The 15,444-nt window shown below is 46.0% G+C and carries 12 protein-coding genes; 9 read left to right on the plus strand and 3 right to left on the minus strand.

The genetic code is table 11. The features are described from left to right. The first annotated feature begins 235 nt into the window (after window positions 1-235). The 8 genes from HDT28_07100 to HDT28_07135 all read left to right on the plus strand — a co-directional run bounded on the left by HDT28_07100 (window position 236) and on the right by HDT28_07135 (window position 11,516). Entirely contained in the window at window positions 236-979 is a 744-nt protein-coding gene (locus tag HDT28_07100) for a (d)CMP kinase (GenBank protein MBD5132333.1), read from the plus strand. Then, window positions 979-1,713: a 1-acyl-sn-glycerol-3-phosphate acyltransferase gene (locus HDT28_07105; protein ID MBD5132334.1), complete on the plus strand. Its 735-nt coding sequence runs from the start codon at window positions 979-981 to the stop codon at window positions 1,711-1,713. The genes HDT28_07100 and HDT28_07105 overlap by 1 nt, the downstream gene beginning before the upstream one ends. After that, window positions 1,688-3,760, plus strand: a complete 2,073-nt coding sequence (locus tag HDT28_07110) for a bifunctional 4-hydroxy-3-methylbut-2-enyl diphosphate reductase/30S ribosomal protein S1 (protein ID MBD5132335.1) — start codon at window positions 1,688-1,690, stop codon at window positions 3,758-3,760. Before HDT28_07105 ends, HDT28_07110 begins: the two co-directional genes overlap by 26 nt. 72 nt (window positions 3,761-3,832) lie before the next feature. After that, on the plus strand, window positions 3,833-5,341 hold the full coding sequence (locus HDT28_07115) for a hypothetical protein (GenBank protein MBD5132336.1): 1,509 nt from the start codon (window positions 3,833-3,835) through the stop codon (window positions 5,339-5,341). Window positions 5,342-5,384: 43 nt separating this feature from the next. After that, window positions 5,385-6,176: a hypothetical protein gene (locus tag HDT28_07120; GenBank protein ID MBD5132337.1), complete on the plus strand. Its 792-nt coding sequence runs from the start codon at window positions 5,385-5,387 to the stop codon at window positions 6,174-6,176. A gap of 17 nt (window positions 6,177-6,193) precedes the next feature. Further along, entirely contained in the window at window positions 6,194-7,621 is a 1,428-nt protein-coding gene (locus HDT28_07125) for an adenylosuccinate lyase (protein MBD5132338.1), read from the plus strand. 164 nt (window positions 7,622-7,785) lie between these two features. Next, on the plus strand, window positions 7,786-9,282 hold the full coding sequence (locus tag HDT28_07130; GenBank protein ID MBD5132339.1) for a glycogen synthase: 1,497 nt from the start codon (window positions 7,786-7,788) through the stop codon (window positions 9,280-9,282). Between the two features lie 188 nt (window positions 9,283-9,470). Continuing rightward, window positions 9,471-11,516: an MATE family efflux transporter gene (locus HDT28_07135; protein ID MBD5132340.1), complete on the plus strand. Its 2,046-nt coding sequence runs from the start codon at window positions 9,471-9,473 to the stop codon at window positions 11,514-11,516. Window positions 11,517-11,573: 57 nt separating this feature from the next. Here HDT28_07135 and HDT28_07140 read toward each other — a convergent pair whose 3' ends face one another. Continuing rightward, the gene (locus tag HDT28_07140) at window positions 11,574-12,059 is read right to left on the minus strand and encodes a hypothetical protein (GenBank protein ID MBD5132341.1); all 486 of its coding nucleotides are present in this window, start codon (window positions 12,057-12,059) and stop codon (window positions 11,574-11,576) included. Between the two features lie 80 nt (window positions 12,060-12,139). Here HDT28_07140 and HDT28_07145 point away from each other — a divergent pair, with 80 nt between their 5' ends. Beyond that, entirely contained in the window at window positions 12,140-12,712 is a 573-nt protein-coding gene (locus HDT28_07145) for a flavin reductase family protein (protein ID MBD5132342.1), read from the plus strand. Window positions 12,713-12,866: 154 nt separating this feature from the next. Here HDT28_07145 and HDT28_07150 read toward each other — a convergent pair whose 3' ends face one another. Both HDT28_07150 and HDT28_07155 read right to left on the minus strand, forming a co-directional pair. Continuing rightward, complete coding sequence (locus HDT28_07150) at window positions 12,867-13,592, minus strand: flavodoxin family protein (GenBank protein MBD5132343.1); 726 nt, start codon at window positions 13,590-13,592, stop codon at window positions 12,867-12,869. 143 nt (window positions 13,593-13,735) lie between these two features. Next, window positions 13,736-15,271, minus strand: coding sequence for a recombinase family protein (locus HDT28_07155; protein ID MBD5132344.1), 1,536 nt, complete (start codon window positions 15,269-15,271; stop codon window positions 13,736-13,738). Window positions 15,272-15,444: the final 173 nt, after the last annotated feature.

Consider the following 15,444-nt stretch of genomic DNA (forward strand, 5'->3'; position numbering starts at 1 on the left):
AACCGCCGAAAACGATAAAAATAGTATAGCTACGGCGGCGAAAAAGCTTGTCGATAAGCTGTATTTCAAAAACGGGATTGCCGACGGCGACGTAATTAATATTACGGTGTCTATGACGCCCGATCTTACGGCGTTTGCGGCAGCGACGGCTATTCGCGAAGCGGGGCATAACGTTGCGCTTTTTTCGGCTGTCGAGCCGACTGTCGACGGCGGGCTTAAAAAATGTATTCGCGTCATGATAACTGCGGAGTCGAATAATCCCGTTCGTAATATTTATCTCGGCGGTGCACGCTCTCTTCGTCCCGATATAGCCAAGGTATACGCGATAGCGCTGGACGGTCCGTCAGGCGCGGGTAAGAGCACGGTTGCTAAGCTCGTTGCCGCCAGGCTTAAAATCGTATATCTCGATACGGGCGCGCTCTACCGCGCGTTGGGGCTTAAGTGTCTTAAATCAAACGTTTCGACGAAGGACGGCAAAGCGGTAGAGAACTGTCTCAAAAACGTTTCGGTCGATATTAAATACGAAAACGGCGTTCAGCGCGTTTTGCTGGAAGGCGTGGACGTTTCGGGCGAAATCCGTACGCCCGCAGTGTCCATGGCGGCGAGCGAGGCTTCGGCTATTCCGTTCGTTAGGCAAAAGCTGTTAGGTATTCAGCGCGATATCGCGGCGAGCGGTTCGGTCATTCTCGACGGCAGGGATATAGGTACAGTCGTTTTGCCCGATGCGGAGTTTAAATATTTCCTTACCGCATCCGCCGAGATTCGCGCCAAGCGCAGGTTCGACGAGCTGACTGAAAAGGGACAAGCCGTTGTGTACGAAGATGTATTAAAGGACGTGATCGAGCGCGACCGTAACGACAGCACGCGCGCAGTTGCGCCGCTTAAACAAGCGTACGACGCAAAAGAAATCAATTCCGACGGTTTGACGGCGGAAGAAGTCGCGTCACTCATTATCGACGAGGTAACGGGGGATCTATAATGAACGGTTGGTATAAGTTCTTATACGTATTCTTGTATCCGCTTGCTAAGCTTTTGTTTCCGTGCAAGGTAATGGATAGGTACAAATACAAGAAATACGACCGCGGACAGATTATTTTAACCAATCACTTGTCGTGGATGGATATTCTTTACGTTTTCTTCGGTTTGCCGAACGGGTTGAAACGCGCGCTGTCCAAGAAAGAAAATAAGGGCGGCAAGTTCCAAACGTGGCTTATGAAAACGATCGGCGTAATTTTCGTCGACCGCGAAAAACCAGAACTGTCGTCAATGCGCGAGTGTATTAACGCGCTAAAAGGCGGCGATACGCTGGTTATCGCGCCCGAAGGTACGCGTAACAGGGTAAACCGCGAGCTTCAACCGCTTCATTCGGGTGCCGCTATGTTCGCGCTGAAAGGCAATGCGCGCGTCGTTCCTTACGTTATCCACCATAAAGGCAAGCTTTTTCATCGCAACTACGTGGCGGTAGGCGATCCCGTCGATTTGTCTGATCTTTTCGATAAGCGCGTTGATGAACCCGCGCTCAACGAAGCGACCGAACGGTTTAGAACAGGTATGCAGAAAACGCTCGACAAGCTCGATAATTGGGTGCTCGAAAAGGGCTGGAAGAAAGAAAAGAAAAAACTCAAAGCCGAGAAAAAGCAAAACAAAATACTTTCGGCACAGTACAAAAAAGCAAAGAAGGCTGCGTATGCTAAGGGTAATTGTAGCAAATAACGCAGGGTTTTGCTTCGGCGTTAAACGCGCGGTGGATACCGCGATAGTGCACGCCGGCGAAAAAAACTGCTATATCCTCGGCGATATCATTCATAATCAAACTGTCGTCGATGATCTTAAACGGCGCGGCATTAAAAAAATAAACGGCGTTGATGAGCTTCCCGAATTAAAGGACGGCGAAAACGGCTGTGTAATCATCCGCTCGCATGGCGCGGCGCAAAACACGTATTCGGCAATAAAAGACAAGGGTTATGAGGTAATGGACGCTACTTGTCCGTTTGTCGCCAAAATACACGATATTGTGCGTAAACATTACGACGCGGGCTATCATATAGTGATTATAGGCGAAAGTAAGCACGCCGAGGTCGAGGCTACGGCGGGCTGGTGCGACAATACCGCGACCGTTATCGATGTTGATAGCAACATAAACGAGCTTAGCCGTTATGACAAATTGTGTTTTGTTTGTCAAACCACATACGACGCGAAAAAATTTAAAGAAATTTCTAAAAAAATACGCGAAATGCAAGTTAAAACGGTTGAAATTTTCGACACGATTTGCTATACTACTTATGAGCGCCAAAGTGAAGCGGCCGATCTTGCCGAAAAGTGCGACGTAATGCTGGTAATTGGAGATAAAACAAGCTCAAACACCAACAAGCTTTACGACCTCTGCTCGGCTCGAAACGGTAATACGTATTTTATTCATTCAATCGGCGAACTCAAAAATATTATTTTTCCCCGCAGTGGCGTGGTAGGTATCGTCGCCGGGGCATCGACTCCGACCGAGTCGATTATGGAGGTAAAGACTTACATGGGTCAAGAATTTGGCGAAGCGAGCAACGAAGAGTTCATCAAAGCCATCAACAACGAAGAAACCGTAACTATCCGTAAGGGTAAAGCGATCACCGGCACAGTCATTTCGGCTAGCGAAGTCGGAATTCGTATCAACCTCGGCGGCAAGATCGACGGTTTGATCGAAAAGGACGAGGTTTGCGACGAGGGCGAGTACAAGCCCGAGGAATATCCTGTCGGTTCGGAAATCACCGCTATCATCACCGTCGAACGCGACGCTGCAAGCGGTTGCGTTTTGCTTTCCAAAAAGCGCGCCGACAGGCTTAAAAAGTCGGACGAGGAAGTCGATCAGATCCGCAACGGCGAAACGTTCGAAATTGTTATAAAAAAGGATATTAAAGGCGGACTTACCGGTCAGCTCGGCACGTATCGCGTATTCGTTCCCGCTTCTCAAATACGGCTTAAATTCGTACCCGATCTTAAAAAGTTCGTCGGAAAAACGCTTAGGCTTCGTGCGCTCGATATAGACGATATCAATCGTAAGATTGTTGCTTCTCAGCGAGTAATCCTTCAAGAAGAGAAGGAAGAAAAGGATAAAAAAGCCGAAATATTCTGGGAAAACGTTAAGCCCGACGTTGTAGTTGCGGGCGAAGTCAAGCGTATCAGCTCGTACGGCGCGTTCGTAAGCGTAGACGGTATCGACTGCTTGGCGCATATCGACCACCTTTCGTACTCGCATATCACTTCGCCGGACGAAGTGCTCGAAATCGGTAAGACCTATGACTTCTTGGTTCTTAAAGCCGACCGCGAGAAACAGCGCGTTTCGCTCGGTTACAGAGAGCTTCAACCGCACCCGTTTGATAAGTGCATGGAAAAGCATCCCGTAGGATCGATTGTTTTGGGTAAGGTTATAAGTGTTCTTCCTTACGGTGCGTTCGTAGAAATCGAGCCCGGCGTAGAGGGTCTTGTTCACGTATCCGAGGCAGCCGCTACTTACGTTAAGGACATTAACGAGGTTCTTCACAAGGGTGACGAGGTCAATGTTAAAGTCGTTGCTTATGACGATCAGCATCGCAAGACGACGCTCAGCATTAAACAGTGCATTGAGGACGCTCAGCCCACAGCCGTAAAAACCAGCAAGCCCGCCAAAAAGCAGGTCGAGGAAAGCGACGTTTACAGCGAAAAGTCCGACAACAATGTTTTTGCCAGCTTGCTTAAAAGCGTTGGCGACGACGCAGCCGGCGGCGAGAACTAAAAATTACGTAATCGAATCGCGTGTCCGACAATTTCGAACGCGCGATTTTTTCGTATTGACCAACGGAGGGATATGATGCCCATTTTGATTTCGATAATTTGTCCGTCTTGCGGAAGGACTGTAAAAGCGGAGCGTACGGCTAAACTCACTTGCAGTGAGTGCGGCAATACTTTCGGGTTCGCCGAGCTTCAAAAAAAGCGACTTATAATCGATACGCGCGCCGAAATGAAAGAAATGGCGGTCGCTCGCGATTACTTTATGAACGCCGAGTTTTCGGGTGCGCTCAAACATTTTCGCGCTGCGCTCGAACATAACAAAAACTCGTACTCGGCGCAGTACTTGGCGTCTCTTTGCGAAATATACCTAAAAGAAGGCAACGACGACTTTGACGAAATGACCGCCATAGTCGAGATGATTCGTTCGTCGCTCACCGTCATGGCAAAGAACGATGCGCCGGCAGCGGACAAGCTCGCTTTCATTAAGGCGATGCTTAACGAGATCAAAATATTGATCAATAAACGCATTTCCCGCGACGATTTATTCGAAGCCGATATCGATACGTTCAGAACGCTTACAGCAAATGATTTGTCCAAGCTTACGGATCTGTTCAAGATCGACAGGGAAATAATAATGCTTTATTCGCCGGATGTCGCAGCGGCGCTCTATGAAATAGCCGAAAACGCGGTTAAGGCATGTTATAGAGCCGTGCAAACGGTCATTGTCGGCGAGGAAATAATCACCCCCAGCGACGAAACGTACAAACACTTGTCGTCGCTTTGCAACGAGTATTGCTTTATTGCGCATTCGCTTGACGAGAAGTTCGACGCAAAAAATTATTCGCCCGACTTTACGCAGTGCAATATGCTAAACGACAAGGTGCTTAGTCGTTTTGCCAAGTTCGACGAGAATAACAAACAGTTCGCGAAGCGACACTTGATAGGCGATATAGAAGAATACAACAGTATTTTGTCCGAGTGCAAGCTTGCGCTTAAATTTACTACGCTCAGCTGCTATCGGTCCATGTGTTCGCGTCAGGTAGACCGTCATGCAAATCTTTTCTATAACGGGCTTGAACTCGTTTACAGGCTGTTACTGCCGCGCGTCGTTATGAACGACGAAAAAAAGATAGAGATTTATACAGGCAATTTCGTTGACGTTGTTGAGCTGTGCGAAACGCTTACCAAGTTCGTCGTCGACTCCTACGAGCTTAGCGAGGAAGTCGGTCAGTCGTTACACACTTTCTACGAGCGACTGTACGAGATTATCGATATGCACCTTGCTCCTGTGTTCGACAAGCTTTCCAAATCGCTCAATAAGATTAAGGAAACCAAAAACGACGAGTTCTATATTACTCAAAAGCTTTTGTACGATGGTGCATGCTGCTGTGTGCCTGCGCTTGCTAAGTACGTTGACTTTTCGGACGGGCGCGACAAAATGCGCGAAAGAATAGTCAAAATATGTAAGCTTGCCACCGAGGACTTTTTGCTGTTAAGCGGGTTCAAGATCGACGAGCTCGAACAGTCCAATTTTTACAGACCGATTTTGCAGATTTCGTCTGCGTTACTTGACGAAGAAGAATGATTTCGGTGTAACAAAAAATTTTCTTCCCGCATAAAACTTTGCTATGATATTCGATTTGCATAATGATTTTCCAACCGTTTACGCGCCGGAACGGTATAAAAGCTATCTCGAACAATGCAGAGTGAAAAACGCTGTTATCACAGGCGCGATATGGACGAGCGAATTTAAGTCGGACGCGCTCGCGCGTGTTAAATTTATAACGGACTCGCTTCGATACAAAACAGCTCCGCAAAAATGCTATATCGCGATAGAGGATATCGGGTTTTTGGCGGAAGGCGATGCGTACAAAAAGTTCGATTTCGGTCCGTATATATATTGTTCGCTCACATGGAACTATAACAACGCGTTTGCGGGTGGCGCGCTTGATAACGGCGTCCTTACCGAAAAGGGTAAAAGCGTGATTGATTTTATAAACGCAAGCTCTTGCGCAGTCGATCTCGCTCATCTCAATAAGCGCAGTTTTTATTCGGTGCTCGAACAGGCTCGGAAAATAGTTTGCTCGCATACCGGATTTAACTCGCATCAGCGCTCGCTCGATGATGGTCAAATCCATGCTATAATCGAGCGCGGCGGAGTGATTGGCTTATGCACGGTTACCGCGTTTACGGGTGCGAGCTCGTGCTTAGAATTTGAAGCGATAATCGATAGGTTCGTACAGAAACACGGTGTAGATAATCTTGCTATCGGTACCGATTTTAAAGGATCGACCGATATTCCGTCTGACCTTGCCGATTACGGCGCTATAAGCGTATTGAACTATAATTTGCGCAAGCGTGGTTATGGTGAAGACGATATAAAAAAGATTTTCTTTGACAACGCAACAAGGATATTATAATTTTGGGAGATATTCACATGAAAGACATTTACGAAAACCCGCTTATTACGCGTTATGCCGATAGGAAAACCGCCGAAATTTTTTCGGATGATTATAAATTTAAGCTGTGGCGTAAGCTGTGGATCGCGCTTGCCGAGAGCGAGAAAGAGCTTGGGCTTAATATCACCGACGAGCAAATCGCGCAAATGAAGAAGTTTGCCGACGATATAAACTACGATTACGCCGAAAAGGAAGAAAAGATCGTCCGGCACGACGTTATGGCGCATGTCCACGCGTTCGGCGAACAAGCCAAAAAGGCTAAGCCGATAATCCACCTTGGCGCTACGAGCTGCTATGTTACCGATAACGCAGAGCTTATTCAGATTTATGACGCACTCGAAGTAGTGCGTACTAAAATGCTTACCGTTATGGACAAGCTCCGCGCGTTTGCAATCAAGTATAAGAACTTGCCCGTGCTTGGTTATACGCATCTTCAGCCCGCGCAGCTGACAACGCTCGGCAAGCGCGCTACGCTCTGGCTTTACGATCTGTATCTCGACTATAACGACCTAAAATACCTAATGAGTAATTATAAGCTTCGCGGCGTTAAAGGCACTACGGGAACACAGGCGAGCTTTCTTTCGCTGTTCGACGGCGACGGGAATAAAGTAAAAGAGTTAAACCAAAAGGTAGTCGAAAAAATGGGCTTTAAGCAGGTGTTTGCCGTCAGCGGTCAAACGTATACCCGTAAGTTCGATTACTCGGTCGTGTCCGTGCTTTCGCAAATCGCTCAGAGCGCGTATAAGTTCGCCAACGATATGCGCATAATGCAATCGTTCAAGGAGGTCGAGGAGCCGTTCGAGAAAACGCAAATCGGCTCGTCGGCAATGGCGTACAAGCGCAATCCCATGCGCAGCGAGCGCATCTGCGCACTTGCGCGTTTCGTAGAAAGTATGCCGTTTAACGAGAGCGTTACGGCTTCGACGCAATGGTTCGAGCGCACGCTCGATGACAGCGCGAATAAGCGTTTGACTATTCCGCAAGCCTTCCTTGCGCTCGACGGCGTGCTTAATATCTATATCAATATCACCGAGAATATGGTCGTTTATCCCAACGTTATCGCGCGAAGAATTAACGACGAGCTTCCCTTTATGGCTACCGAGGAAATTCTTATGGAATGCGTTAAGGCGGGCGGGGACAGGCAAGAGCTCCACGAGGCTATTCGTCGTCACTCCATGGACAGCGCCAAGCAGGTCAAAGAATTCGGCAAGAGTAACGATCTTATAGACAGGATCAAAGCGGATAAAAAGTTTTCCGCGATCAAGGACAGTATCGACGGCATACTTAAACCCGAAAACTTCGTCGGGCGTGCGCCTGCGCAGGTGGACGATTTCTTAGCCGAGTATATCGATCCGTTGTTCAAGAGCGAAAACTACACGCCGTACGAGCCCGATATAAGAGTTTAATCGTAATAGTTTGTTCTATTAAACCTATAAAATCTTCATCGAAAATTTTGTAATAAGTATTGAATTGTAATTTTACTTATGATATAATACAAGTGAATTTGAAAAGCAAATTCACTTGTATTTTTATTGGGAGGAGTTAGGCTATGCCCAAGAAATCGGTCGAGATGAAAAAACCTGAAAAAACTAAGAAAGCGACGGAAAAGATACCCGCAAAAATCAAGCTATCAAAGAATAAACGCAAGGTTTTGTTAGTCGGTTCAGAGGCTTATCCGTTCGTCGGCACGGGCGAATTGGGCGAGTCGCTGGGCGGACTTTCTCGCGCTATCAATGACGGCGGGGAATACCAAGCGTGTGTAATACTTCCGCTCTACGAGAGCTTTCCGCAAGAGCGGCGCAAGGATCTTGAATTCATGTGCTGGACATTCGTTCCGCTCGCATGGCGTAATCAATATTGCGGACTGTTCCGCATTACCGAGGGTAATACCGTATATTACTTCGTAGACAACGAGTATTACTTTAAGCGCAATAATCTTTACGGCTACTACGACGACGGCGAACGGTTCGCGTTCTTTTGTCGCGCAGTGCTTGAACTCTTGCCTAAGCTTGATTTTTCGCCCGATATTTTGCACTGTCACGATTGGCAAACGGCGCTCGTTCCCATTTACTACAAGCTGTTCTATGCCAATAGTGATGGCTATCGAAATATCAAAACCGTATTCACAATTCATAATATAGAGTATCAGGGCTGGTACAATAAAGACACGCTTTCTGACGTTTTCGGTATATCCGAGAGCGAGTTCGGCAGTATCGAACATTTCGGAGAGATAAACTTAATGAAAGGCGCGATCGACTATGCGGACGCCATTACTTCTCTCAGTCCGACGTATGCCGACGAGCTTATGCAAATCGACTATGCGCACGGGCTTGACGGCGATATCCGTCGCAATAGTCACAAGCTACGCGGTATTCTTAACGGTATAAATACCGATATTTACGATCCCGAAACCAATCCGTCGCTGTTTGCACATTATTCGGCAGACGTTAAAAAGGGTAAAGCGGTCAACAAAGCGGGACTGCAAAAGATGCTGTGGCTACCCGTAAATAAAGACGTGCCGATCATCGCCATGATCACACGGTTTGACGCGAATAGCGGTATGGATATCGTTCGTGCGGCAATGCCGGAGCTTCTCGCGCGTAACGTCCAGTTTATTGTCCTCGGCACGGGCGAGCATGACCATGAGGCGTTCTTCTCGCATATGCAAGAGGTATACGACAATAAAATGCGCGCGATTATCGCTGCTAATACGGATATGGCGCAGCAAATATATTCGGGTGCGGATATTTTACTTATGCCGAGCAAGATCGAGCCGTGCGGCTCGGCGCAAATGATCGCTTGCCGTTACGGAACCGTTCCCGTCGTGCGTGAAACGGGCGGGCTTAACGACAGCGTTGTGGACGCATACAACGGCGATTTCGGTAACGGCTATAAGTTCGCACGGCACGCCGCAGACGACCTTATTGGTGCGATCGATAGGGCGGTCGGGCTTTATAACGATTATAAGGATAAATGGGCGGGGCTTGTCGACCGTGCTATGCGTACCGATTTTTCTTGGAGTATAAGCGCAAATAAATATGTTGCGTTCTATAACGAACATTTGTAAAATTTTTTCGAAAACGTAGCCCGATATCCGTTTGACATTTCAAACGATATTTGGTAAAATATTATAGTTGAACAGCTAAAAGGGCGTAGAAATTTCAACGTTTCTACGCTCTTTTATTATGTTCTTCGTAGGTTTCACGCGTTCTTTACTCCGATAAAGACGATATATTATCTTTGACGGAGGCTATTATGGAAAATCAACAAAATACCGATTTTTTGGGAACGGCCAAAATACCTAAGCTTATGCTTAAATTTTGCGTGCCGTGCGTTTTGTCGTTGCTCGTAAGCGCGCTATATAATATTGTCGATCAGATCTTTGTCGGGAACAGCGAGTTAAGCACGCTCGGTAATGCCGCTACGGGAGTGGTATTCCCCATATTTATTATCGCTCAGGCGTTTGCATGGTGGTTCGGCGACGGCTGCGCCGCGTATTTGAGTATTCACAAAGGCAGGAGCGATACCGAAAACACGCACAAATGCGTGGGAACCGGTATTACGATCACGGTTATAGCAAGCTTGGTTTTGCTCGTGGTTTTCTATCCGTTAAAGACGCAAATACTGACGCTTTTCGGCGCTTCCGAAAACAGTATCGATTACGCCATAGAGTATTTTAATATCATTCTCGGTTTCTTCCCGATATATATGGCGTCCAACATGATAAACGCCGTAGTTCGTGCGGACGGAAGTCCGTCGTGGTCTATGTTTTCCATGCTTTTGGGCGCGGTCATCAATATTATTCTCGACCCGATTTTTATTTTCGCTTGCCATTGGGGTATGGCTGGTGCGGCGTGGGCGACCGTTATCGGTCAGGTCGCTTCGTTCGTTGTAAGCATTATATACCTTTTCCGCACGAAAAACTTTAAGCTTAAACTTAAAAGCTTTATCCCGCGTCTTAGAATATTTGCGGAAGCGATCAAACTCGGTATGTCGTCGTTTATAACGCAATTGACGATAGTTATTATTTCGCTCGTTTGCAATATCATGCTCGCAAAGTACGGCGCTATGTCAAAGTACGGTATAGATATACCGATAGCGCTTATAGGTATCGAGAGCAAGGTCTTTACCGTTGTTATTAATATCGTTGTCGGTATCGTTCTCGGCTGTCAGCCCATTATCGGCTATAATATCGGCGCGAGAAAGCTCGATAGGGTAGCTAAGCTCTATAAGTCGGTTTTGCTGTGTACCGTCGTGATCGGCGTGGTGTCGACGTTGTTGTTCGAGCTCGCGCCGGGTGCGGTCGCAAGCATCTTCGGCAAGCCGACGAATATCCCCAATCCCGACGACTATTGGGATTTTGCTCGTAAGCTTTTCCGTATATTCTTATCGCTCGTAACGTTTACGTGTACCATAAAAATGTCGTCCATATTCTTTCAAGCGGTCGGCAAGCCGATTTTTGCCGTGCTTACCTCGCTTATCCGCGATATTGTTTGCTTCGTTCCGCTTATTTGCATACTTCCGCTTTTCTACGGTATCGACGGTATTTTAGCCGCCGCCCCGATCGCGGATGCCATTGCAATGATCGTTACCGCCGCGCTGACGATCGTGTATTTCAAATCTTTGGCGCGCTTAAAGAAATCGGCGCCTTCTGTCGAACAGCCGGCGGCATTAGACGAACAGGAAGAAAAGTCGGGCGAAGCGCCTACAACGGGTTCTTTGCAATCGAGCGTAATAGTTACTATTGCGCGCGAACACGGCTCGTCGGGCAAGCAAATAGCCAAGCTTGTAGCGGAAAAGCTCGGGCTTCCGTTCTATTATAAAGAAATGATAGCTATCGCCGCGCAGGAGAGCGGGCTTGACAAAGAATTTATATCGGATATTAATGCGGACGCGCCGAGCGTGCTTAAATCACTGTATTTGAGCACCGATGCGGTAAGTCAAGCCGTTAGCGCACAGGAAAAAGCTATAAACATGATAGCCGACAAGGGAAGCTGCGTTATCGTCGGTAGAGCTGCCGATTACGTTCTTCGCGAGCGCAGCGAGTTAGTCAGCATATTTGTTCATGCGCCCGAGGAATATCGTACGGAACGCATAAAAGAAGTATACGGCGATAGCCAAGAGGAAGCGTTAAAGAATATACGTCGTTCAGATAAAGCTCGCGCCGCGTATTATAAAAATATCTCCGGTAAGGTATGGGGAGATACGCGCAACTACGATTTTGCCGTAGACAGCTCGATCGGCGTTGAACAAACCGCGGAAATAATAGCGGATTATATCATTAAAAAAGTAAACGGGTAATTGAATACTTAGTTTAAAAAGGCAGGTAGAGCGATAAACTTCTACCTGCTTTTTATATTAAAGTAAATTTACTAAACCGTTCGATAGATGAATTATAAAGAAAACGGTAGCAACGCCAACGAGAAAATAGTTCTTTCGCCATAGCCCGATAAATAAATAATAGAGCGGCGGTAAGGCAAATATAAAAATTATCATTAAAGAAACGCTTTGAAGCCCGCAAAAATACAAAACCCAACCGATATAATTCATTAAAATCAATGCCGAGGCGGTAGTGAAAAAGGCAATTTCATTTTTGTCACGCAATGAAAATAATTTATTATCTTTATTTACAATAAGTACCATTACGGCAACGGATAATACGCCGAATATCTTTTCGCAAATATCCAAAAATAGGGAATTCGTCGGCATATCCATTATCGGGTTTGCTTCGAGATGAATTAGCGGCATGATCATATACGGTACTTCTTGAATAGCAAACAAAAGCAGCCCAATCAGCCATAACCCCAAATATTGATTTTTTACTATCTTTATCCATTTGAACATAACAACATTATAGCAAAAAAATATTGACTACACAAGTCTAAACTGTTATAATATTTTAAATTAAATAAATGAGATATATTATGCTTAAAGATTTGGGGGTAAAACCTTATACTTTTCCTATGCCGGTGCTTATGATTTCCTCTTATAACGAGGACGGCAGCGTCGACGTTATGAACATGGCTTGGGGCGGTGTTTGCGCCGAGAATATGGTCGCGCTCAATATTGACGAAGATCATAAGACTTCTGAAAATATAAAGCGCACGGGTGCGTTTACTTTGAGCATTGCCGACGTCGATCACATAGAAGAAGCGGACTTTTTCGGCATTGCGACAGGCAACAAGATGGGCGATAAGTTCGAGCGATCGGGCTTGCACGCCAAAAAGAGTTCGCGTGTTAATGCGCCGATCGTTGAGGAGTTCCCGTTGACGCTCGAATGTAAAGTAGTAGAATGCCAGAATACAGTTTACGGTTTCCGTGTCCTTGGCGAAATACTCAACGTACTTGCTGATGAAAAGGTGCTTGACGAAAAGGGCAAAGTCGATCCAACCAAACTCAAAGCTTTTGTTTTCGACCAATTCCAAAGCGGGTATTATGCAATAGGCGAAAAAGTCGGTCAGGCTTGGAGGTCCGGCGCGAAACTCATGAAAAAGTAATTTATTGAGTATATACCACAATATACAAAAAGGTGTCTTATTACGTTTCGAGTAAGACACCTTTTATTGTTATTAATAAAAATACGTGCGGGGAGCCGAAAGTTAATTTTGAGAGCGTTCAAGTAATTTCATATCCGAGTGTAATGAGCTTCTCTTAATGCTTACGCTTCCAAGGACAATCTTTATTAAGCCAACCGTTATCGTACCAATATTCATTATCGAGACTGGCAATACCTTTTTTGCGTATCTGCTTTTGTATAATACGACAAAATTTAAACTTAATTTTTGTTATAGTTTTCGTATGCGCCGGTTTCGAATAATTGATTTTTGCGAATTTACAAGCAAACCTATTTATCTTATTTGTCAAACCTTTGCGCTTCTTTTCGGGCAGATTATCCCATATAATATCGCTCATCAGTGCGCATTTGAATATTCCGATTTTTGAAACACCCCACCATGATAGGCTGTGTTTTATATCGGTTGCCGTTGACTTAGATCCTGCGCCGAGACATTGCGTTATTATAACGGCACGTTTTCCAAACATTTCCGCGGCGGGTCTGTGCGGCATCCAACGATAGCCGAAATGATCTAACAACGTTTTCATTGCGCCTGTGGCGTGCATAACATAGGCAGGGGATGTCATTACAATTAAATCGGCCTGTAAAAGTGATTTTTCTATGGTGTTTATGTAGGAGTAATCTTTGCAAGTATCTTCTCCTCGCATAAAGCAATTTGTACAGCCAGCACAAAAGGCGGGACAGTCTTTTGGCAAATAAAATTCCGTTATCTCTGCAACCGAGCCGAAATTTTGTAAAAAAAGCTCTTTTAGTTTATAGGTTACGCCGTGCTTTTCCGTACCGTTTATTACTGTTATTTTCATCGTTCGATCTTAAAATCCCTTTTAGAATTATTTTAATATTATTCAAATTTATTATAACTGAGAATGTTTGTAAAGTCAAGTGCCCAAGATTTAGGAAAAAATAAATCCGAACCACGCACTTGCAATAAGTATTTGGTTCGGATTTACTTAATTTGGTGCACCAAAGGCGATAAAGATTGAACCTTTATCGCAGATAAGACCTTGTCGTTATCGGCAAGGTCTATTTCTTTAATTTCCTTGTCGTTGCCGAATGTCAGATATGTAACTACTGTATCGTCGTAAACATACACCTTGTAAACGAGGTGGTCTATAAGTTTCTTTTGGTATTCCTTGTCGTTCGGGTCGCCCGTGATTAGCATAGCCACAAAGTCAATAATCTTTTCTTTGGTTATCTTTTGCCCGCGCTCTAACTCAATTTGCGCCTTGTGTGCGGTTAGGTCTTTAATCAGTATTTCAACCTCTTGCATTTTGCGCTCTATGTTCGTCCGCAGTAGGTCGTTACGCGCAAGTATAAAGGCGTTTGTAAGTTGTTCCGCCTCGTCTTGTGCGTGCCGTATTTGCGCCTCTATGCTTTTCATACCGTTGTCGCCCGTGCGTTGCTCGTAGTAGTTTATCGTGTCTTGCGCGGCTTTCTCAACGATTTTCCTATCGCTCAAAAAGTCGTGTACTACTTGCGTAACGTACAATTCCAGTTTGTCTTTGTCCTCGCGTTTCTTGTCGCAGAGGGCTTTATTTTTCTGCTTGCAAACGTAATAGTAATGTTTCTTGCCTAATCTGCTTGTGCCACCGCCTGCTATCATAGGCGTACCGCAAAGCCCGCAAAACGCTTTGCCCGTAAGCAAATACGGCTCAATAGCGGAGTTTGCTCCCGCAAGTATCTTGTTTTTCTTTAACCGCTTTTGCACCTTTTCAAAAGTCGCCTTGTCTATTATGGCGGGGTATGTATTTGTGCATAGCCGTTGCCCGTGCATAAATTCGCCCGTGTACTTGGCGTTAGACAACCAGTTTTCAAACGTGCGGAAAGTAAAGGGCTTGCCCTTGTTAAGTATGTGCCGCTTGTTGAGTGTGTCGGCAATTTCTTTCTTGTCCGTGCCGTTGGCGTACTCGGTAAAGATAAAGCGCACAACTTCGGCTTGTTCCTCGTCAATGGCAACTTTGTGTATCGTGCCTTTGTTGCCTTTCTTGTCGGTATCTATGAGCTTATACCCATAAATGAGATAACCGCCGCAATACGTGCCGTTTTTAACGCTCATGTCCAGTCCGTCGCGTACACGCTTGGAAAGTCTTTCGCTGTATTTCTCGTCGTTCCATTCAAGGAACATTTCGTATATTTCGCCGCCCTCGTCGTCGCTGACTGGCTCGGTTGCCGAAACTACCCGTATGCCGTACTGCTTTTTCAACTGCGCTTTGTACATTATGCTGTCAATGCGGTTGCGGGCAAATCTGTCAAACTTGTAAACGATAATATACTGAAATGCGCCTTTGTCCGCGTCGCTTATCATTTTCTGAAAGTCTGGGCGGTTGTCGTTCGTTCCCGTCCTTGCTTTGTCCATATAGGTCTTTACGACAGTAAAGCCCTTGCTTTCGGCGTATGCGGTGCAAATGCGTACTTGCCCCTCGATAGATTGCTCGTTTTGTCCTTGTGAACTGTACCTTGCATAGATAACTGCGTTGTTCATTGTCTGCTCCTTTGCGCGGCCTTGGTCGGACTGCGGCTTAAAATTTTGTGTTCGCTTTGGTGCTTACCCGCCTTAATTAGCAAAAAATGCCGACGAAGGAAAATTGTCAAGGGTTTGCCCCGAAGGGGACGGCGGCTTTATGCCTCACGGGAGATAAATCGCCGCCCTTGACA

The organism is Clostridiales bacterium (genome assembly GCA_014799665.1).
In the GTDB taxonomy this organism is placed as follows: Bacteria; Bacillota; Clostridia; order Christensenellales; family Pumilibacteraceae; genus Anaerocaecibacter.

Coding starts and splice junctions, on each gene's coding strand:
- HDT28_07100 (MBD5132333.1), top strand. CDS start 236: ATGATAACTGCGGAGTCGAATAATCCCGTTCGTAATATTTATCTCGGC.
- HDT28_07105 (MBD5132334.1), top strand. CDS start 979: ATGAACGGTTGGTATAAGTTCTTATACGTATTCTTGTATCCGCTTGCT.
- HDT28_07110 (MBD5132335.1), top strand. CDS start 1,688: ATGCTAAGGGTAATTGTAGCAAATAACGCAGGGTTTTGCTTCGGCGTT.
- HDT28_07115 (MBD5132336.1), top strand. CDS start 3,833: ATGATGCCCATTTTGATTTCGATAATTTGTCCGTCTTGCGGAAGGACT.
- HDT28_07120 (MBD5132337.1), top strand. CDS start 5,385: ATGATATTCGATTTGCATAATGATTTTCCAACCGTTTACGCGCCGGAA.
- HDT28_07125 (MBD5132338.1), top strand. CDS start 6,194: ATGAAAGACATTTACGAAAACCCGCTTATTACGCGTTATGCCGATAGG.
- HDT28_07130 (MBD5132339.1), top strand. CDS start 7,786: ATGAAAAAACCTGAAAAAACTAAGAAAGCGACGGAAAAGATACCCGCA.
- HDT28_07135 (MBD5132340.1), top strand. CDS start 9,471: ATGGAAAATCAACAAAATACCGATTTTTTGGGAACGGCCAAAATACCT.
- HDT28_07140 (MBD5132341.1), bottom strand. CDS start 12,059: ATGTTCAAATGGATAAAGATAGTAAAAAATCAATATTTGGGGTTATGG.
- HDT28_07145 (MBD5132342.1), top strand. CDS start 12,140: ATGCTTAAAGATTTGGGGGTAAAACCTTATACTTTTCCTATGCCGGTG.
- HDT28_07150 (MBD5132343.1), bottom strand. CDS start 13,592: ATGAAAATAACAGTAATAAACGGTACGGAAAAGCACGGCGTAACCTAT.
- HDT28_07155 (MBD5132344.1), bottom strand. CDS start 15,271: ATGAACAACGCAGTTATCTATGCAAGGTACAGTTCACAAGGACAAAAC.